The organism is Arthrobacter sp. Y3223151, assembly GCF_059091125.1.
On the sequence record NZ_JBNHGI010000021.1, the window covers coordinates 1 to 18,590 of the forward strand.

The window sequence follows — 18,590 nt, forward strand, 5'->3', positions numbered from 1 at the left end:
CGGAGCGGCCGCCGCCCGGCTTGCCGGCACCGGTCCGGCCGGCGCCGCCGGTCCCCTGACCGGGCCGGCCACGTCCCTGGGCGGAACCGCCCTGCGGACGGCGCTCGGCATCGTCCGGACGGCGGCCGTCGCCGGGACGTTTTCCGCCGCGGGGGTTGTTCCGTCCGGAGCCGGAACGAGGCGGTTGTGTCATGGTGGATCCTTACCCGTGGAAACTACTTCAATGGTCTGCTGCTGCCGGAGGCCGGCAGCCTAGAGCGAAGCGTCGTCGTACTCGGACAGGTTTTCCAGTCCCGGCAGATGCGGGGCGATCTCCGGCAGTTCGCCGATGCTTCCTATCCCCAATCTTTCCAGAAAATAAGAGGTGGTCCGGTACAAGACGGCTCCGGTCTCCGGATCGGTGCCGGAATCCTCGATGAGGCCGCGCTGGGTCAGCGTGCGCACCACCGAATCGACATTGACTCCTCGGATCGCCGAAACCCGGGCCCGCGAGACCGGCTGCCGGTACGCGATGACGGCCAGCGTCTCCAAGGCGGCCTGGGTCAACCGCGCGGTCTGGCCTTCCAGCACGAAACGGGACACCAGCGGCGCGAAATCGCTGCGCGAGAAGATCCGCCAGCCGCCGGCGATGTGGCGCAGTTCAAAGCCCCGCGGCTCCGCGGCGGCCCGCCCTTCGGAGCGGACGCCGCCGTCGTAATCGCGCTGCAGATCCAGCAGCAGGGCCTGGACGGTGCCCACCGGCAGGGCCAGCGCTGTGGCCAATTCAACATCGGTGGCCGGTTCGTCGATAACCATCAGGACCGCTTCCAACGCGGCGCGGGCACCGCCCGGCAACCGTTCCACATCGACCTCGGGCCCCGCCGTTTCCTCCAGCGGATCAGTCATCGCGTCCCTCCGTTGTGTCCGCGGCCGTGTCGGCGGCCGGGGCGTTGTCGTATTCCTCGCTGAGGTTGGCGCCGGTCCATTCCGCGTCCGGCCCGGTCCAATGGACCGTCAGCTCGCCGAGCGGCGCAACCTGGTCGAAGGCGATGACGCCGTCGCGGAACATCTCCAACAGCGCCAGGAAGCGGGCGACCACCACCAGCGCGCCGTCCGCGTCGTCCGTGAGGGCCCGGAACGTCAGCGGCGGGCCTGCCTGCAGGCGCGCCCCAAGGATCGCCGCCTGCTCCTTTACGCTGACCGGCGGCGCGTGCAGGTGCGAGAGCCCGACCTGGGTCGGCGCGGGCTCCTTGGGCTCCAGCGCTTTGGCCGCCAGGGCGGCAAAATCCGCCAGGGGCGTGCGCCAGACAAGCTCGGGCAGCAGCGCGGCGAACTGCGGCTCCAACGCGACCTGCCGCGGGAAGCGTTCGGCCTCCCGGGCCAGGCGCTGGCCGAGCAGGGCCGCGATTTCCTTGAAGGCCTTGTACTGCAGCAGCCGGGCGAAGAGCAGGTCCCGGGCCTCGAGCAGGGCGATGTCCTCGTCGTCCTCCACCTCGCCGGTGGGCAGCAGGCGGGCGGCCTTGAGGTCCAGCAGGGTCGCCGCGATGACGAGGAACTCGCTGGCTTCGTCCAGGGCCTTGTCGTTGCCGTCGGCCTGCAGGCGGCGGATGTAGGAGATGAACTCGTCCGTGACGCGGGCCAGCGCCACTTCGGTGATGTCCAGTTCGTGCTTGGAGATCAGCCCCAGCAACAAATCGAACGGTCCGCTGAAGTTGTCCAGCGTGACGGCGAAGCCTGCCGGCTTCCGGTCGCCCTCCAGGTCCGGGACGCCGGGCACGGAGTCCTGCCCTGCCGGGAGGCCGCCTGCCGGCACCGTCCCCGCCGGCGCCGGCGTCATCAGGGGGCGCCGCCGCGGGCGATGAGCTCCTTGGCCAGGTCGCGGTAGGCGGTCGCGCCGGCGTGGTTGCCCGCGTAGCTGGTGATCGGTTCCGCGGCGACGGTGGCGTCGGCGAACTTGATGGTGCGTTTGATCACGGTTTCGAAGACCTTGTCGCCGAAGGCTTCCAGCAGCCGGCCGATGACCTCGCGGCTGTGCAGGGTGCGGGCGTCGTACATGGTGGCCAACACGCCGTCGATCTGCAGGCGCGGGTTCAGCCGGTCCTGGACCTTCTCGATGGTCTCCACCAACAGCGCCACCGCGCGCAGCGCGAAGAACTCGCAGATGAGCGGAATGATCACGCCGTGGGCCGCGGTCAGCGCGTTGACGGTCAGCAGGCCCAGCGAGGGCTGGCAGTCGATCAGGATGACGTCGTAGTCGTCCTCGACCTTGCGCAGCGCGTGGGCCAGGACCTGTTCGCGCGCAACCTCGTTGACCAGCTGCACTTCCGCGGCCGAGAGGTCGATGTTGGCCGGCAGCAGGTCGATGTTTTCCACGTCCGTGGGCTGGATCGCCTCGCGGATGTCGGTCTTGCGGTCCATCAGCACGTTGTAGACGGTCAGGTCCAGCTCATGCGGATTGGTGCCAAGCCCCGCCGACAGGGCGCCCTGCGGGTCGAAGTCGACCAGCAGGACCTTGCGGCCGACCTCGGCCAAGGCGGCGCCGAGGTTGATGGTGGACGTGGTCTTGCCGACGCCGCCCTTTTGGTTGACCATTGCCACGATGCGCGCGGGGCCATGGGACGTTAGGACGGGCGGTTCAGGGAACTCGGTCAGCGGCCGCCCGGTCGGGCCCAGGACATCCTCGTCCGCTTGCCGCAGAGTGGTTGTCGAACCTTGTTCGCTGCTCACGTATCTAACCCAGCTTCCATCGTTTCGCTGCCGTTCTTCTTCCTGACAAGGTTACAGTGACCGTCCTGTTATCGATCGACAGGCCGCTGATGATCGGCGAGCCTTTAGCTTCAAGTAGAGGTCTAAGGTTTAGGCTGCGCCGTCGGTACATGAGGGCAGGCCCGACGGCGGTGCCGGATCGGCATGTATACAAAACGGCGCATTTTTCCCGATGTGCCTCGCTTTTCCCGCAGTTGTGTATACACTGGCGGGATGAAGCAGAACTTGCGTGCCGGCGAACGGGCGTATTGGACGCTGCGCGAGGACATTGTGGAATGGCGGCTGCCCCCGGGCACGGTTTTGGCCGAGGTTGAGCAGGCCGCCCGGCTGGGCATCTCCCGCACGCCGCTCCGCGAGGCGCTGGGCCGGCTGACCGCCGAGGGGCTGGCCACGCCCCACACCGGACGCGGCGTCGTCGTCGCCGACGTTTCACTGGAGAACGTCACCGAGCTCTTCGAACTGCGCACCGCACTGGAGTGCCAGGCGACGGCTTTGGCCGCCAAACGCGGGGAACCGGCCGAATTCCGGCGGCTGCAGCAGGAATTCCTCGCGGCTGCCGAGGCCATGCGCGGCGCCGTCCCGGACGCGCAGGCCTACTACCGGCTGGTCGGCCGGCTGGACGCCGCGGTGGACCATGCCGCCGCCAATACCTACCTCCGCCAGGCGATGGCCAACCTGCGCGTCCATTTGGTGAGGATCCGGCGGCTTGCACGGGACAACCCGGCCCGCCTGCTGGCCTCGGCGGCCGAACACGCCAACATCGCTGGCGCCATCGCCGACGGCGACAGCCAGGTGGCAGCCGCGGCCACCCGCATCCATCTTCACCAGAGCCTTGAACACTTCAAGACCACCGATCCGAAACACCGGACCGACCTGCCAGCCGAGAGGACATTCTGAATGACCGTCAACCATCATGTGCGCGTCTACCGCAGCGAAGAGAACCTGCCGCGCGAGGACCAGCTAGCCCAGAAGATTGCCCGCGTGGCCACCGACCCGGTGGAGGTTTCCGCCGACGTGGCCGAGATGATCATCAACCGGATCATCGACAACGCTTCGGTGGCGGTCGCCTCGCTGAACCGCGGGCCGATCGTGGCCGCGCGTGCGCAGGCGCTGAGCCACCCGGTCTCCGGCGGCGGTCAAGGCGCCGGCATCTGCGGCCTCACGCAGAAGACCTCGCCGGAGTGGGCGGCGTGGGCCAACGGCGTGGCCGTGCGCGAACTGGACTACCACGACACGTTCCTGGCCGCCGACTACTCGCACCCAGGCGACAACATCCCGCCGATCCTCGCGGTGGCCCAGCACGTGGGCGCGAACGGCCGCGACGTGCTGCGCGGCATCGCCACCGGCTACGAGATCCAGGTGAACCTGGTCAAGGCCATCTGCCTGCACAAGCACAAGATCGACCACGTGGCCCACCTGGGTCCGTCGGCCGCCGCCGGTATCGGCACGCTGCTGGGCCTGGATACGGAGACCATTTTCCAGGCCGTGGGCCAGGCGCTGCATACGACGACGGCGACCCGCCAGTCGCGCAAGGGCGAAATCTCCACGTGGAAGGCCCACGCACCGGCCTTCGCCGGCAAGATGGCGGTGGAGGCAGTGGACCGGGCCATGCGCGGCCAGACCTCACCGGTGCCGATCTACGAGGGCGAGGACGGCGTCATCGCCTGGCTGCTGGACGGGCCGGGCGCCTCCTACGACGTGCCGCTGCCTGCCCCGGGAGAACCGAAGCGGGCCATCCTGGACACCTACACCAAGGAGCACTCGGCCGAGTACCAGGCGCAGGCCTGGATCGATCTGGCCCGCAGGCTGCACCGGGAACACCCGGAGGCCACCGACGCGGAGAACGTGAAGTCGGTGCTGATCAGGACCAGCCACCACACGCACTACGTGATCGGCTCCGGCGCGAACGATCCGCAGAAGTACAGCCCCACGGCGTCCCGCGAGACGCTGGACCACTCGATCCCGTACATCTTTACCGTGGCGCTGCAGGACGGCGCCTGGCACCACGTTGATTCGTACGCCCCCGAGCGGGCGGCCCGGCCGGACACCGTGGCGCTGTGGCAGAAGGTCAGCACCGAGGAAGACCCGGAGTGGACCCGCCGCTACCATTCGCTGGACATCGCCGAGAAGGCCTTCGGCGGCTCCGTGGAGATCACGCTGGCCGACGGAACCGTCATCACCGACGAGATCGCCGTGGCCGATGCCCACCCGCTGGGCGCCCGCCCGTTCGCCCGGGAACAGTACGTGAACAAGCTGCGGACCCTGGCCAAGGGCATCGTCGACGATGCCGAAATCGACAGGTTCCTGGCCGCCGTCGAGCGGCTGCCCGAACTGGGCGCCGGCGAGCTGGACCAGCTGAATATCCAGGCCGCTGACGGCGTCATCGACCCCGCGGCCGGGCCGAAGGGGTTGTTCTAAATGCTCTACTCCGCCACCACCCCGGAGCAGAAGCGCCGGACGCTGCGCGAGGGATTGGCGTCCGGGCAGCTGCAGCAGTTCCCCGGCGCTTTCAACCCGCTCTCGGCGCGGCTGATCCAGGAGAAGGGGTTCGACGGCGTCTACATCTCCGGCGCCGTGCTGGCCAACGACCTGGGGCTGCCGGACATCGGGCTGACCACGCTGACCGAAGTCGCCACCCGGGCCGGGCAGATCGCGCGGATGACCGACCTGCCGGCCCTGGTGGACGCCGACACCGGCTTCGGCGAGCCGATGAACGTGGCGCGCACCGTCCAGGAACTGGAAAACGCCGGCCTGGCCGGCTGCCACATCGAGGACCAGTTCAACCCCAAACGCTGCGGCCATCTGGACGGCAAGAACGTGGTGGACCTGGAGACCGCCAGTAAGCGGATCCGCGCCGCCGCCGACGCCCGCCGGGACCCGAACTTCCTGATCATGGCGCGCACCGACATCCGGGCCGTGGACGGCCTGGCCGCCGCGCAGGACCGTGCCCGCGCCCTGGTCGACGCGGGCGCGGACGCCATCTTCCCCGAAGCCATGAGGACCCTGGAAGAATTCGCTGCCATCCGCGAAGCCGTGGACGTGCCGGTGCTGGCCAACATGACCGAGTTCGGCAAGAGCGACCTGTTCACCGCGGACCAGCTGTCCTCCGTGGGTGTGAACATGGTGATCTATCCGGTCACCCTGCTGCGCAGCGCGATGGGGGCCGCCGAGCGGACCCTGGACGCGATCAAGGCCGACGGAACCCAGCAGTCACAGGTCGCGGACATGCTCACCCGTGCGCGTTTGTACGAATTGGTGGATTATGAGGCGTATAACCAATTCGACACCTCTGTATTCAATTTCCACGTGCCCGGCCGGCACTGACCACAAGACATAGGAGTCGCTATGAGCACCGATGCATCAACCGAAGCACCGCAGATCCGCAAGGGGCTGGCCGGCGTCGTCGTCGACACCACGAAGATTTCCAAGGTCAACGCGGAGACGAACTCGCTGCTGTACCGCGGCTACCCGGTCCAGGACCTGGCCGCGCACTGCAGCTTCGAAGAAGTGGCCTACCTGCTGTGGAATTCGGAGCTGCCGGACAGCGACCAGTTGCGGGAGTTCACCGCGGCCGAACGCGGCGGACGCGCGCTGGACCCGGTGGTGAAATCGGTCATCGATGCCCTGCCGGTCGAGGCCCACCCGATGGATGTCTGCCGGACCGCCGCCAGCGTGATCGGGGCCCGGCACCCGCTGGCCGGGGATTCCTCTCCGGCGGCGAACCTGTCCAAGGCCGTGGAGCTGCTGGCGGCGTTCCCGGCGGTCGTCGCCTACGACCAGCGGCGGCGTCGCGGCCAGGACCTGGTGGAACCGCGCGCGGACCTGGGCTATGCGGCGAACTTCCTGTGGATGTCCTTCGGTGAAGAGGCCGCGCCGGAAGTCGTGGACGCGTTCAACGTGTCGATGATCCTCTACGCGGAGCACTCGTTCAACGCGTCCACGTTCGCGGCGCGGGTGATCACCTCCACGCTCTCCGACCTGCACTCGGCCGTGACCGGTGCGATCGGCGCGCTGAAGGGCCCGCTGCACGGCGGAGCCAACGAGGCGGTCATGCACACCTTCGAGCAGATCGGCATCCGCCCTGACGAGCCCCGCGAGGAAGCCGCCGCACGCGCCCGGACCTGGATGGAACAGGCGCTGGCCGAAAAGCAGAAGGTGATGGGCTTCGGCCACCGGGTCTACAAGCACGGCGATTCCCGGGTACCGACCATGAAGGCCGCGCTGGACAAGATGATCGAACACTATGGGCGGCCCGAAATACTTGGCCTCTACGACGGCCTGGAGCACGCGATGGCCGAGGCGAAGGACATCAAGCCGAACCTGGATTACCCCGCCGGCCCCACCTACCACCTGATGGGATTCGACACCGAGATGTTCACCCCGCTGTTCGTGGCCAGCCGCATCACCGGCTGGACCGCGCACATCATGGAGCAGTTGGAGTCGAACTCGCTGATCCGGCCGCTCAGTGAATACAACGGGCCCGCCCAGCGGGAGCTGGGCCGCTAAATCTGCCAGGCCACGCGGTGGCCGGTGTCGAGATTCTCGACGCCGGCCACCGTTTCGTTATCCGGCTGCATCAGCACCCGCAGCCGCGGCCGCTGCCCCGACAAGGCCAGCGGCAGCCAGTGGCCGGCGTCCTGCCACATCTGCGCCAGCGGCAGCCGGTCCACCCGGTACCAAGCCGGCGCGATTTCCGCGGACTCGACCGGGTCGCCCTCCCACCGCCGGGCCACGAAGAGCGCGGTGTCCATGTTCCACGGGGGCTGGGCCGGGAAATCAAAGAAGATCCGTCCGGCCTGCTCCAGCGCCTCGGGCCCGACGCGGACTCCGGTCTCTTCCTGCATCTCGCGGCAGGCCGCGTCGTCGTCGCCCTCCCCCGGCTCCACCTTGCCGCCGACCCCCACGACCTTCCCGGTGCCGAACCCGGTCTTCTTCCGGCCGAGCAGCACGTAACGGCGCCCGGCTTCCTCCCGGAGCAGGAAGCACAGGGCAACGGCGACAGTCATGGCAGCGAGTCTAGCCCGGCGCGACGGCGCGACGGTGCGTCCCGGTGCACCCGGCCGGTGCCCCGCGGAGACGCCAGCGGGTCCGAGCGCGCGGAGCCGCCTCAGCCCCGGGCCCGCGGATGCGCCGCCGCGTAAACTTCGCGGAGGGTATCGGCGGTGACGAGGGTGTAGATCTGCGTTGTGGTGACGGACGCGTGGCCCAGCAGCTCCTGCACCACCCGGACGTCCGCGCCGCCCTCCAGCAGGTGGGTGGCGAAGGAGTGCCGCAGGGTGTGCGGGGACACGGGCTGGGTGATCCCGGCCTTCTCCGCGGCGGTTTTCAGAATAGTCCAGGCGCTTTGGCGGCTCAGCCGGCCCCCGCGGGCGTTGAGGAACAAGGCCGGTGTGCCGTGCCCCTTCGCGGCCAGGCCCGGACGTCCACGGACCAGGTACGCGTCCGCCGCCTGCGCGGCGAAGGAGCCCAGCGGCACCAGCCGCTCCTTGGATCCTTTGCCGAACAGACGGACGACGGCGGGGCCGTCGCTCTGCGGTTCGACGCTGACATCGTCGACGTCCAGGCCGACGGCTTCACTGATCCGGGCGCCGGTCGCGTACAGGAACTCCAAGAGCGCCCGGTCGCGCAGCCCGGTGGGGGTGTCTGCCCCCGCAGACTCCAGGATCCGCGTCACAGCGGCCACGGAAATTGCCTTCGGCAGGCGTTTGCCGGGCATCGGCGGGTGCACGTCAGTCGCGGGGTCGGTCTCCGTGACCCCTTCGAGCGTCCAGAACTTATGCAGCCCCCGCACGGCCACGATGGTCCGCGCCGCGGACCTGACGCTCAGGGCGGCGGCGCCGTCGGACCCCTCGGTGATGGCTTGGGCGAAGGCCGTGACATCGTGCCGGGTCACCGTGGCCGGCTCCTCGACCGCGCGCGCCTGCAGGAACCGCAGGTAACGGCCCAGGTCCCTGCGGTAGGCCGCTACCGTGTTGGCGGCCAGCCCGCGTTCAACCGCCATGTGCTGCAGGTAGTCGCCCGCGGCGCGGCCCAGCGGCGTCGCGGTGAACTCGTCTCCTTTGGCGGAGGGGGCCTGCACGGGCGCGATGGCGGATCAGTCCCGGCCGGTTCCGGCGGCACCGTCCGGGCGCTGGCTGGGATGTTCCGGCCACGGCGCATCGGCCGGGCGCAGGTCCTCGAAGCCGGTGGCGGCAGCGCGTGCGGCGGCAAGCACCCCGGTCACGGCCGACGGATTGTGCAGACGTCCGGCCATGACCGCGTCCACCGCGTCGTCCAGATCTACCCAGAGGTGCTCGATTTCGGCCTCCTCGTCGGTGCGCTGGTGCCGCTGGGCCTCCGGCACCTCGGAGAGGTCGCGGGCCAGGTAGATCCGGATTGCCTCACTGGAAGAGCCGGGCGAATTGAAAAAATCCACCAGCACGTTCCAGCGCGCGGCCATCAGGTCGGCTTCCTCGGCCAGTTCCCGCACCGCGGCATCGACGAAGTCCTCGCCGTCCACGTCCAGCAGGCCCGCCGGGATTTCCCACAGCGACATCCTGGTGGGCTGCCGGTACTGCCTCAGCAGCAGGACCCGTCCCTCCGTGTCCATCGCCAGGATGGCCACCGCCCCCGGATGAGCGATGTAGTCGCGCACCAACGTCTCGCCCGTGTCCGGGCCCAGCGTGAAGGTGTCGCTGACCACGTCCCAAATGCGTCCGCGGTAAACGGTTCGGCTGTCGACCAGCGGACGCGGGTCAGGGATGTCGGCAAAGGCCGCGGAGTGCGCCGACACTCAGGCTCCGGACTTTGCCGTGGCCTTGGCCTTGCCGTGTTGCAGTGCGGCGGCGACGAGGCCGGCGAACAGCGGGTGCGGCCGCGTGGGGCGAGAGCTGAGTTCCGGATGCGCCTGGGTGGAGACGTAGTACGGGTGCACGTCGCGGGGCAGTTCGACGAACTCCACCAGCTTGCCGTCCGGGGAGGTGCCGGAGAAAACCAGGCCCGCCGCGGCCAGCTGGTCGCGGTATTCGTTGTTGACCTCGTAACGGTGGCGGTGACGTTCGCTGACCTTGGTGCTGCCGTAGGTCTCCGCGACAACGGAACCGGGCTGCAGGGCTGCCTCGTACAGGCCAAGGCGCATGGTGCCGCCCAGGTCGCCCTTGCCGTCGACGATGTCCAGCTGCTCGGCCATGGTGGCGATCACCGGGTGCTTGGTGTCCGGGTCAAACTCGGTGGACGAAGCGTCTTCCAGTCCCACGATGTTGCGGGCGTACTCCATCACCATCGACTGCAGGCCGAGGCACAGGCCAAGGGTGGGCAGCTTGTGTTCGCGGGCGTACCTGAGTGCGCCGAGTTTGCCCTCCAGGCCGCGGATGCCGAAGCCGCCGGGCACGCAGATGGCGTGCACGCCGTTTAGGGCGGCGGCTGCGCCTTCTTCCGTGGCGCAGTCGTCGGAGGGAACCCAACGGATCTTTACCTTGGTCTGGTTGGCGAAGCCGCCGGCGCGGAGCGCTTCGGTCACCGACAGGTAGGCGTCGGGCAGATCGATGTATTTGCCGACCAGAGCCACCTCGACGTGGTGCTTGGGGTTGTGTACCGCCGACAGCAGCCGGTCCCACTTGGTCCAATTGACATCCTTGAACTTCAGGTCAAGGTGCTGCACGATGTACGCGTCCAGGTTCTGCGAGTGCAGGGTCTTGGGGATGTCGTAGATGCTCGGCGCATCCGGGCAGCCGATGACCGCGTCGATGTCCACGTCGCACATGCGGCCGATCTTCTCCCGCATCGCCGCAGGGACTTCCCGGTCGGAGCGGATCACGATGGCGTCCGGCTGGATGCCGATGGAGCGAAGCGCGGCGACGGAATGCTGTGTCGGTTTGGTCTTCAACTCATGCGACGGGCCGATGTACGGCACCAGCGACACATGCAGGAAGAACACGTTGTTGCGCCCGACGTCCTGCCGGACCTGGCGGGCGGATTCGAGGAACGGCTGAGATTCGATATCGCCGACGGTGCCGCCGATCTCGGTGATGATCACGTCCGGAACCTTCTTGCCCGCGACGGGTTCGGCGGGCAGGCGCATGCGGCGCTTGATCTCGTCGGTGATGTGCGGGATGACCTGAACGGTGTCGCCGAGGTATTCGCCGCGGCGTTCCTTCGCGATCACGGTGGAGTACACCTGGCCGGTGGTCACGTTTGCCGAACCGTCCAGATTCTCGTCCAGGAACCGCTCGTAGTGTCCGATATCCAGATCGGTTTCCGCGCCGTCGTCCGTGACGAAGACTTCACCGTGCTGGAAGGGATTCATCGTGCCCGGATCCACGTTCAGGTAGGGATCGAGCTTCTGCATTGTCACGGAGAGGCCGCGGGCACGGAGCAGGTGGCCGAGGCTTGAAGCCGTCAGTCCCTTCCCGAGCGAGGACGCCACGCCGCCGGTGACAAAGATATGTTTGGTCGTCTTGGACGACTTGGAAAACCGGGAATTAGTTCGCTGCACCACGGAATTCGAGCCTATCACCTTTCTGGACGCCCTCGGATCTCAAGGCCGTTCCGACCGCTGCCGGGTGTGCGAACACACACCCGCCGGTCAACTGCTCCCCCGCCGGCGGCGGGGCTGGTCGTGCCTGTAGCCGATGCTACAGCGCCCTCGCTCCGTCGATCAGTTCCTGGGCGTGGGCGCGGGCGGAATGGGATTCTTCCTGGCCGGCAAGCATGCGGGCCAGTTCGGTCACCCGCTCTTCGTCGTCAAGCAACCGGACGTCGCTGGCGGTCATCCCGCCGTCGTCCCCGCCGGCCGTCTTGATCACGCGGATGTGCTGGTCCGCGAAGGCCGCCACCTGCGGCAGGTGGGTTACCACTATGACCTGCACGTAGCGCCCCAGCATGGCCAGGCGGCGGCCGATCTCGACGGCCGCCTTGCCGCCGACGCCGGCATCCACCTCGTCGAAGACGAAAGTGGGCACGGGATCGACTTCCGCCAGCACCACTTCGATGGCAAGCATCACGCGGGACAGTTCACCGCCGGAGGCCCCCTTGCCCAGCGGACGCGGCGGGGCGCCCCGGTGCGGCTTCAGCAAGAACGTGATGACGTCGGCGCCGTGCACCGTCAGGGCGGGCGCCGGTTCGATATCGATCAGCAGTTCGGCTTCGGCCATGGCCAGCGCCGACAGTTCTGCGCCGACCCGGCGGCCGAGTTCGGCTGCGGCGTCACGCCGCAGCGCCGTCACCGCGGCTGACTGGACGGCCAGGGCGGAGTCCAGTTCGGCGATTTCCGCCTCCAACCGCTCGATCCGGCTGGAGTCGTCGGTCAGGTCTTCCAAACGGGTGCGGGCCTGAACGGCCCACTCGAGCACTTCGTCGATGCTCGGCGCGTATTTGCGCACGAGCCGCGCCAGGTCGGCCCGGCGTGCTTCGACCTCCTCCAGCCGGCCCGGCCCCTCGCTGTCCAGCGATGCGCCGTAGCTCGCCAGCTCCGCGGCGACGTCGGCGAGGATGATGCCGACCTCGGCCAGCCGGGCCGCAGCGCGGCCCAATTCGGCGTCTTCGTCCTGGACCTGCTCCAGCGTCCGCTTCGCCGCGTCGACCAGGGCCGTCGCGTCCGGAGAGTCGGTGTACTCCTCGGCCACGAGTGCCTGGTGCGCCAAGGTGGCAGCAGCGCGCAGTTCCTCGACGTTGGCCAGCTTCACGGCCTCGGCCTTCAACGCGTCGTCTTCACCGGGCTGGGGATCCAGCCCGTCAATCTCCTCCAGGGCCTGCTGCAGCGCCTCGGCTTCGCGCAGGCGTTCGCGGGCTTCGGTCCGCAGGGTCTCCAGTTCGGTGCTGGCTTCCTTCCAACGGGCGAACGATGCTGCATAACCGGACAACGCCGTGGTGAGGGCTTCACCGGCAAACTTGTCCAGCGCTTCCCGCTGCGCCTGCTGGCTCTTGAGCCGCAGCTGGTCTGTTTGGCCGTGGACCGCCACCAGGTGGCCACCGATCTCGGCCAGCGTTCCCACCGGCGCTCCCCGGCCGCCGACGTGCGCGCGGCTGCGGCCATCGGCGTTCACCGTCCGGGCGAGCATGAGTTCGGCTCCGCCGTCGAACTCGTCGATGTCAGCGCCCGCCTCACCCGCGCGGGCCAGGGCAGGACTTCCCGCGGCAAGCCGAACCACGGCCTCGGTCACGGCGTTGCGTGCCCCGGTCCGCACCGCCCCGGCGTCCGCGCGGGCTCCCAGCAGCAGGCCGAGCGCGGTGACCACCATGGTCTTGCCCGCACCGGTCTCGCCCGTCACCACCGACAGGCCGGGCCCCAGCGGAAGCGTAGCCTCGGTGATGACACCGAGGTTGCGGATCCGGATTTCTTCGATCACTTCGGCGCCTCCTGGCTTGGCTGGGCGTAGCGTGGTTCCACTGTCCGGACGGTAGGCAGGGACGAGGTCGGCGGCTGTTCTTCCGAGGGGCTGACGGGGCCGCGCCATCCCGACGTCGGTAGCTCAAATTTGCGGACCAAACGCTCCGAGAACGGCGTTCTCCGGGTCCGGGCCAGCCGCACGGGTTTGTTGGAACGCGTCACTTCGATCCGGGAACCGGGCGGCAGCTCCAGGCTTCGGCGGCCGTCGCACCACAATACGCCGTTGGCATCGCTGCGGCTGAGCACTTCCACCGCCATGATCGAATCCGGGGCAACCACCAGCGGTTTGGCGAACAGCGCGTGGGCGCTGATCGGGGTCATCAGCAGGGCTTCCACCTGGGGCCAAACCACCGGGCCGCCCGCGGAGAAGGCGTAGGCCGTGGACCCGGTGGGGGTGGCCATCACCACGCCGTCGCAGCCGAACGAGCTGATTGGCAGGGCGTCGACCTCGACCACTACTTCCAGCATCCGCTGCCGGTCGCCTTTTTCCACCGCCGCCTCGTTCAGCGCCCAGGTGTGGCCGATCTTGCGCTTGTCCAGCCACACCTGGACGTCAATCGTCAGGCGCTCTTCAACCGTGTATTCGCGGTTTACCACCCAGTGGACCGTCTGGGCCAGGTCCGCCCGCTCGCTCTCGGCCAAGAAGCCGACGTGTCCGAGGTTGACACCCAGCAGCGGGACGTCCGATTCCCGGACCAGTTCAGCCGAGCGCAGGATGGTGCCGTCGCCGCCGAGGACCATGCCCAGATCAACGCCGTCCAGGCCGATGTCCTCGTCCAGTATTTCGGTGGGAACGGCCAGCTCGCCGTAGGTCTCCTGGAGGTGTCCGACCTCTTCCCGTCGCATGACCGGCACCAGGCCGGACGAGTGGAGTTGGGCGCACGTTTCCTGGGCGGCCGCCAGGGCGTCTGCGCGCCCGGTGTGCGCGAGCACCAATATCCGCCGGCTCATCGCTCCACTCCCGGTTCCTGCCCTCTCGGTTCATCCAACTGGTCCGGCCTCGCTTCCCGCTCCGGCGGAAAACCGGCCATGGCCGCGTCCACTGCCTCCTGCAGCACACTACCCGTTCTGCGCTCCGTGGCCCCCGGGGGAACACTTATCCACAGGAAATATTCGACGTTCCCGTCCTGGCCGGGAAGCGGGCTGGCCGCCAATCCGCGGATGTCCAGCCCCCGTTCCAACGCTGCGGCGACAACGTTGCGTACCGCCCTGTACCGTTCCGCGTCGGAACCGACGACGCCGGTGCGCGCCAGCCGCTCGCGGCCAACCTCGAACTGCGGCTTGACCATCAGCAGCAGATTCCCGGCCGGACGGGTCGCATCGGCCAAAGGTCCGATGACCATGGTGAGGGAGATGAACGACAGGTCCGCGACGGTCAGGTCCACCGGGCCGCCGATCGCTGCCGGGTCGAGATACCGGACGTTCAGGCCCTCGAAAACCCGGACCCTGCTGTCCGTCCGGATCGCGTCGACGAGCTGGCCGTGTCCGACGTCCACGGCGACGACCTCCCGCGCGCCGGAGCGCAGCAGTACATCGGTGAAACCGCCGGTAGAAGCTCCGGCATCGAGGCAGCGCAGGCCCGCCGGATCAACTGCGGGGAAGGCCGCCAGTGCACCGGCAAGTTTGTGTCCGGCCCTGCTGACGTAGTCGGGGCCTCCGTCTGCGGCCACGGCCAGCTGGTCGTCCGGGCCGACGGCGGCCGCCGCCTTGGTCAGAACAGTTCCGGCACGGCTGACCCGCCCGGCCGCTATGAGCTTGGCTGCATGGGTACGGGACCGTGCCAATCCGCGGGATACGAGCTCCTGGTCCAGTCTGGGCATAGGGCTCAATCAGCCTCGGTCTCCAGCTCGGCCAACAAATCGTCGTGAATCTGCTGGTACACGTGTTGGTGCCCGCGTACCGGAAGCTCCGGAATCCGGGCCAGGCCGGAGATGATCGCGTCGACCGGCTCGTCGGCCGTGGAGTCGCCGGGGACCGGCCACTGCGGCTGCATCCTGCCGCCGCTTTCCCCTGATTCTGGCAGGTCCAAGCTATCCTCCCTCGCGTCGGCGGCTGTACCCAACCGCATGAGCCAGTCTAATATCGGCCTTCAATCGGCAAGGTCAGGCGCGGCCGCGGACGCCTGGTGCGGATGGGCATCCCACCAGGCCGCGCAGGCAGCGCGCCAGGTGTCCACATCCTCCCGGCTGCCGGAGACCTTCAGCTTCCCGTTTTCGACGGCGGCCACCGCAGCACCGCAGCGGAACCCCGAGCCGTCGGGGGTAACGGCAGGATAGGGCCGGTACAGTTCGGTCAGGCTGCCCAGCAGATACCGTGGCCGTTCCGCCGTGCGCGCGGCGAGGATCGTTTCGACCCCGTCGATGCCGGTTAAGACGACTGCCGTGTCCATGCCCGCGTTGTTGCCGCCCAAGATGTCGGTATCGAGCCGGTCCCCCACCACCAGCGGCCGGCGAGCTCCCAACGCCGCAGCCGCCGTCGTAAAGATGCCCGCTTCCGGCTTTCCGGCGACCAGGGGCACCGCGCCGGTGGCTGCCTGCACGGCCGCCACCAGCGAACCGTTTCCCGGGGCGATGCCACGCTCTCGGGGAATGGTCAGGTCGGTGTTGGTGGCGATCCAGAAGGCGCCCGCGGCGACGGCGAATGATGCCTCCGCCAAGTCCTTCCAGCCCAGTTCCGGGTCGAACCCTTGGATCACGGCGACCGGGGCATCGAGGGCGGAGCGGACCGGCACGAAGCCGTGGGCGGCTGTTTCGTCCGCCAAGGTTTGGCTGCCCGTGACCAGGACCTTTGAGCCGGCCGGAACATGCCGGGCAAGCATCAGCGCACCGGCGCGTGCCGACCCGAAGACCTGGTCGGCGGTGGCCGGGGCACCGAGCTCGCGCAAATGGGCGGCCACCTGCGCCGCGGACCGCGACGCATTGTTAGTGATGTAGCCCAGCGCCGTCCGGGTCTCCGCGAGGCGCCGCAACGCCTCGACGGCTCCGGGGATAGCCTGGTGCCCGGCGTACACGACGCCGTCCAGATCGGACAGTACGGCGTCGTAGCCGGAGATCAGGGGCTTACCCGTCATCGTCCCTGCTGGCCTGGGCAGGCGCGGTGCCGGGAGCACCGGTGTCTTCGACGTCCGTCGCAGCTGGAGCAGCCGCTTTATCGGAGCCGGCCGGAGAGTCAGCCGCAGGCTTACTTTCACCGTCGTCCGGCGCTGACTCTTCAGATTCGCCCGGCCCGGCCGTGTCGGCGTCGTTGATGAGACCCCGCACATCGGTAACGGGGCCAGCTTCGCGGCGGCCGTCATCCGGTTCCATCTCATCGCCGACCAAGTCGACAATCTCAGGCTCGGCAAAATCTCCCACGCCCAGGGCGTTTTCGGCCACCATCGCCTGGCGCCTCCATTGCTGTGCTTCCTCGCCGCGGTTAGCGGCATCCAAGGCGTCCGCATACGCCCGGAAGAGCCGCGGGCTGTAGGAGAAGGCCCTGTTCCGGTCCAGTTGCGGAATCTCCAAGGCCGAAACCGCCGCGTCGTACTGCTCCAGATCGGAGCGGGCACCGGAGGCCACAATCGCCAGTTCCACCTTGCCCGCCGTATCCAGTGTTGCGGCGTCTTCTGACCGCGTCAGCTCCAGCGCCCTGTCTGGCCGCCCGAGGCCGCGTTCGCAGTCCGCCATGATCGGCAGGTGCTCATTGGAACCGCTGATGCGACGGAAGGTGCGGAACTCCCTGAGGGCTTCGCCGTAGTGACCGGCCGCGTATGCGGTCAGGCCGACGGCCTCTCGCACCGGAGCCATGCGCCCGCCCCTGCGGCTGGCCGCCAGGGCGTGCTGGAAGGCCAGTTCCGGTTCCTCGTCCAGCAGTCGTCCGGCCATCACCAAGTGCTTGGCAACCCACTCAGCGTTCTTGGATTCCAAGGTCCGCAGCTGCGCGCGCGTGACACGGTCCAGCTCGGCACCCGTGACGTCGGGGTCAATCTCCGGCGAACGCGGGCGGTCGACGCGGTTGGAACTGCGCAGGTCTCCGGCATTGTGGTCAGGTGCTCCGCCGGCGCGGTCGAACGACCTGCCACCGCCGTCCTGGCGGGGACGGTCGCCGCGGTCCTGACGGGGACGGTCACCAAAGTCCCGACGCTCACCACGATCCTGACGGGGACGATCGTCACGCGAACGGAAACCACCCGCGCCACCGGAGCCGCTGCTGCCGCGGTCCTGACGGGGACGATCACCAAAGTCCCGACGCTCACCACGGTCTTGACGAGGACGATCACCAAAGTCCCGACGCTCACCACGGTCTTGACGCGGCCGGTCACCAAAGTCCCGACGCTCACCACGGTCTTGACGCGGCCGGTCATCGCGTGAACGGAAACCACCCGCACCACCGGAACCGCCGCTGCTGCCACGGTCTTGACGCGGACGGTCACCAAAGTCCCGACGCTCACCACGATCCTGACGCGGACGATCATCCCGCGAACGGAAACCACCCGCACCACCAGAACCGCCGCTGCCACGATCCTGACGGGGACGGTCACCAAAGTCCCGACGCTCACCACGGTCTTGACGAGGACGGTCACCAAAGTCCCGACGCTCACCACGATCTTGACGCGGACGGTCACCAAAGTCCCGACGCTCACCGCGGTCTTGACGCGGACGGTCACCAAAGTCCCGACGCTCACCACGATCCTGACGCGGCCGATCATCGCGTGAACGGAAACCACCCGCACCACCGGAACCGCCGCTGCTGCCACGGTCCTGACGGGGACGGTCACCAAAGTCCCGACGCTCACCACGATCCTGACCCGGCCGATCCTCCCGCGAACGGAAACCGCCGCCGCCGGACGCGCTGCCGCCACGGTCCTGACGGGGACGGTCACCAAAGTCCCTACGCTCACCACGATCCTGACCCGGCCGATCCTCCCGCGAACGGAAACCGCCGCCGCCGGACGCGCTGCCGCCGCGATCCTGACGGGGACGGTCACCAAAGTCCCGACGCTCACCACGATCCTGACGCGGCCGATCATCCCGCGAACGGAAACCACCCGCACCACCGGAACCGCCGCTGCTGCCACGGTCCTGGTTGTCGGGGCTCTTTCTATCGCCGCCCTCGGCGGAGCGCTCGGCTCCCGACCGGTTGCCAAAGTTGCCTCTGCCTGCACCCCTGTCGTCTCGTCCTTCACGACCCCGGAAATCAGCCATGCCGGAACTCCTCTCAGTGCGGGCCAAGGTCGAACCAGCCAACCACAGCCATCAAAAATCTCTATGAAATGCGTGTCTTGTTGTGGGCGCAGTCATCTGTGGCGCGCCCGTACCATCGATCCATTCTAGTCCAGCGGACTGTTCTGCCAGTTGCAGACAACCGCCGTCGGACTGTGACTCCACTAACGAACCGGCATCCTGGTTAAACGCGGGAAGGCCCCGCCATCGTTGGCGGGGCCTTCCCGGTGTTCAAAGAATGTCCGGCGGCGACCTACTCTCCCACACCCTCCCGAGTG

18 protein-coding genes and 1 pseudogene are annotated in these 18,590 nt (G+C 68.4%); 4 read left to right on the forward strand and 15 right to left on the reverse strand.

The annotated features are described in order from the left end of the window. The 4 genes and pseudogenes from AC5RUP_RS16825 to AC5RUP_RS16840 all read right to left on the reverse strand — a co-directional run. A pseudogene (locus tag AC5RUP_RS16825) lies at positions 1 to 193 on the reverse strand (hypothetical protein); the annotation flags it as partial. Between the two features lie 59 nt (positions 194 to 252). Next, entirely contained in the window at positions 253 to 885 is a 633-nt protein-coding gene (gene scpB, locus AC5RUP_RS16830; protein WP_494155245.1) for an SMC-Scp complex subunit ScpB, read from the reverse strand. After that, positions 878 to 1,816, reverse strand: a complete 939-nt coding sequence (locus AC5RUP_RS16835; RefSeq protein WP_494158780.1) for a segregation and condensation protein A — start codon at positions 1,814 to 1,816, stop codon at positions 878 to 880. The genes scpB and AC5RUP_RS16835 overlap by 8 nt, the downstream gene beginning before the upstream one ends. Then, complete coding sequence (locus AC5RUP_RS16840) at positions 1,816 to 2,706, reverse strand: ParA family protein (RefSeq protein ID WP_493999437.1); 891 nt, start codon at positions 2,704 to 2,706, stop codon at positions 1,816 to 1,818. The genes AC5RUP_RS16835 and AC5RUP_RS16840 overlap by 1 nt, the downstream gene beginning before the upstream one ends. 264 nt (positions 2,707 to 2,970) lie before the next feature. Between AC5RUP_RS16840 and AC5RUP_RS16845 the strand changes: the two genes are divergently transcribed. From AC5RUP_RS16845 to AC5RUP_RS16860, 4 genes are read left to right on the forward strand one after another with little or no spacing between them, the layout of a single operon-like run. Continuing rightward, complete coding sequence (locus tag AC5RUP_RS16845; protein WP_494155069.1) at positions 2,971 to 3,642, forward strand: GntR family transcriptional regulator; 672 nt, start codon at positions 2,971 to 2,973, stop codon at positions 3,640 to 3,642. Beyond that, positions 3,643 to 5,163, forward strand: a complete 1,521-nt coding sequence (locus AC5RUP_RS16850) for an MmgE/PrpD family protein (RefSeq protein WP_494158781.1) — start codon at positions 3,643 to 3,645, stop codon at positions 5,161 to 5,163. Next, entirely contained in the window at positions 5,164 to 6,069 is a 906-nt protein-coding gene (gene prpB, locus AC5RUP_RS16855) for a methylisocitrate lyase (RefSeq protein ID WP_494158782.1), read from the forward strand. A 21-nt stretch (positions 6,070 to 6,090) separates the two neighbouring features. Continuing rightward, positions 6,091 to 7,251: a bifunctional 2-methylcitrate synthase/citrate synthase gene (locus tag AC5RUP_RS16860; protein WP_494154317.1), complete on the forward strand. Its 1,161-nt coding sequence runs from the start codon at positions 6,091 to 6,093 to the stop codon at positions 7,249 to 7,251. Here the strand turns inward: AC5RUP_RS16860 and AC5RUP_RS16865 are convergent. The 11 genes from AC5RUP_RS16865 to AC5RUP_RS16915 all read right to left on the reverse strand — a co-directional run bounded on the left by AC5RUP_RS16865 (position 7,248) and on the right by AC5RUP_RS16915 (position 18,167). Beyond that, positions 7,248 to 7,751 carry an 8-oxo-dGTP diphosphatase gene (locus tag AC5RUP_RS16865; RefSeq protein ID WP_494067581.1) on the reverse strand — a complete coding sequence of 168 codons (504 nt, stop codon included), beginning with the start codon at positions 7,749 to 7,751 and terminating at the stop codon, positions 7,248 to 7,250. The genes AC5RUP_RS16860 and AC5RUP_RS16865 overlap by 4 nt on opposite strands. A gap of 101 nt (positions 7,752 to 7,852) precedes the next feature. Next, the gene (gene xerD / locus AC5RUP_RS16870) at positions 7,853 to 8,824 is read right to left on the reverse strand and encodes a site-specific tyrosine recombinase XerD (RefSeq protein WP_494067580.1); all 972 of its coding nucleotides are present in this window, start codon (positions 8,822 to 8,824) and stop codon (positions 7,853 to 7,855) included. A 15-nt stretch (positions 8,825 to 8,839) separates the two neighbouring features. After that, complete coding sequence (locus AC5RUP_RS16875; protein WP_494154318.1) at positions 8,840 to 9,517, reverse strand: NUDIX domain-containing protein; 678 nt, start codon at positions 9,515 to 9,517, stop codon at positions 8,840 to 8,842. Beyond that, the gene (gene pyrG, locus AC5RUP_RS16880; RefSeq protein ID WP_494154319.1) at positions 9,518 to 11,239 is read right to left on the reverse strand and encodes a CTP synthase; all 1,722 of its coding nucleotides are present in this window, start codon (positions 11,237 to 11,239) and stop codon (positions 9,518 to 9,520) included. 118 nt (positions 11,240 to 11,357) lie between these two features. After that, on the reverse strand, positions 11,358 to 13,070 hold the full coding sequence (recN, locus tag AC5RUP_RS16885) for a DNA repair protein RecN (RefSeq protein ID WP_494091841.1): 1,713 nt from the start codon (positions 13,068 to 13,070) through the stop codon (positions 11,358 to 11,360). After that, positions 13,067 to 14,062, reverse strand: a complete 996-nt coding sequence (locus AC5RUP_RS16890; protein ID WP_493999429.1) for an NAD kinase — start codon at positions 14,060 to 14,062, stop codon at positions 13,067 to 13,069. The genes recN and AC5RUP_RS16890 overlap by 4 nt, the downstream gene beginning before the upstream one ends. Continuing rightward, positions 14,059 to 14,931 (reverse strand): TlyA family RNA methyltransferase, encoded by an 873-nt coding sequence (locus AC5RUP_RS16895; RefSeq protein WP_494154541.1) that lies wholly within the window; start codon positions 14,929 to 14,931, stop codon positions 14,059 to 14,061. The genes AC5RUP_RS16890 and AC5RUP_RS16895 overlap by 4 nt, the downstream gene beginning before the upstream one ends. 5 nt (positions 14,932 to 14,936) lie before the next feature. Then, complete coding sequence (locus AC5RUP_RS16900) at positions 14,937 to 15,140, reverse strand: hypothetical protein (protein ID WP_494067575.1); 204 nt, start codon at positions 15,138 to 15,140, stop codon at positions 14,937 to 14,939. Positions 15,141 to 15,200: 60 nt separating this feature from the next. Further along, complete coding sequence (locus AC5RUP_RS16905; RefSeq protein ID WP_494154540.1) at positions 15,201 to 16,181, reverse strand: HAD-IIA family hydrolase; 981 nt, start codon at positions 16,179 to 16,181, stop codon at positions 15,201 to 15,203. Further along, positions 16,171 to 16,974, reverse strand: a complete 804-nt coding sequence (locus tag AC5RUP_RS16910; protein WP_494158783.1) for a hypothetical protein — start codon at positions 16,972 to 16,974, stop codon at positions 16,171 to 16,173. The genes AC5RUP_RS16905 and AC5RUP_RS16910 overlap by 11 nt, the downstream gene beginning before the upstream one ends. After that, positions 16,974 to 18,167, reverse strand: coding sequence for a hypothetical protein (locus AC5RUP_RS16915; RefSeq protein ID WP_494158784.1), 1,194 nt, complete (start codon positions 18,165 to 18,167; stop codon positions 16,974 to 16,976). Before AC5RUP_RS16915 ends, AC5RUP_RS16910 begins: the two co-directional genes overlap by 1 nt. Positions 18,168 to 18,590: the final 423 nt, after the last annotated feature.

What these genes read in the sequence shown, in the direction of transcription:
- AC5RUP_RS16850 (WP_494158781.1), top strand. Translation starts at nt 3,643, where the DNA reads ATGACCGTCAACCATCATGTGCGCGTCTACCGCAGCGAAGAGAACCTG.
- AC5RUP_RS16895 (WP_494154541.1), bottom strand. Translation starts at nt 14,931, where the DNA reads ATGCCCAGACTGGACCAGGAGCTCGTATCCCGCGGATTGGCACGGTCC.
- AC5RUP_RS16865 (WP_494067581.1), bottom strand. Translation starts at nt 7,751, where the DNA reads ATGACTGTCGCCGTTGCCCTGTGCTTCCTGCTCCGGGAGGAAGCCGGG.
- scpB (WP_494155245.1), bottom strand. Translation starts at nt 885, where the DNA reads ATGACTGATCCGCTGGAGGAAACGGCGGGGCCCGAGGTCGATGTGGAA.
- AC5RUP_RS16860 (WP_494154317.1), top strand. Translation starts at nt 6,091, where the DNA reads ATGAGCACCGATGCATCAACCGAAGCACCGCAGATCCGCAAGGGGCTG.
- prpB (WP_494158782.1), top strand. Translation starts at nt 5,164, where the DNA reads ATGCTCTACTCCGCCACCACCCCGGAGCAGAAGCGCCGGACGCTGCGC.
- AC5RUP_RS16910 (WP_494158783.1), bottom strand. Translation starts at nt 16,974, where the DNA reads ATGGCCGGACGACTGCTGGACGAGGAACCGGAACTGGCCTTCCAGCAC.
- AC5RUP_RS16835 (WP_494158780.1), bottom strand. Translation starts at nt 1,816, where the DNA reads ATGACGCCGGCGCCGGCGGGGACGGTGCCGGCAGGCGGCCTCCCGGCA.
- AC5RUP_RS16890 (WP_493999429.1), bottom strand. Translation starts at nt 14,062, where the DNA reads ATGAGCCGGCGGATATTGGTGCTCGCGCACACCGGGCGCGCAGACGCC.
- AC5RUP_RS16905 (WP_494154540.1), bottom strand. Translation starts at nt 16,181, where the DNA reads ATGACGGGTAAGCCCCTGATCTCCGGCTACGACGCCGTACTGTCCGAT.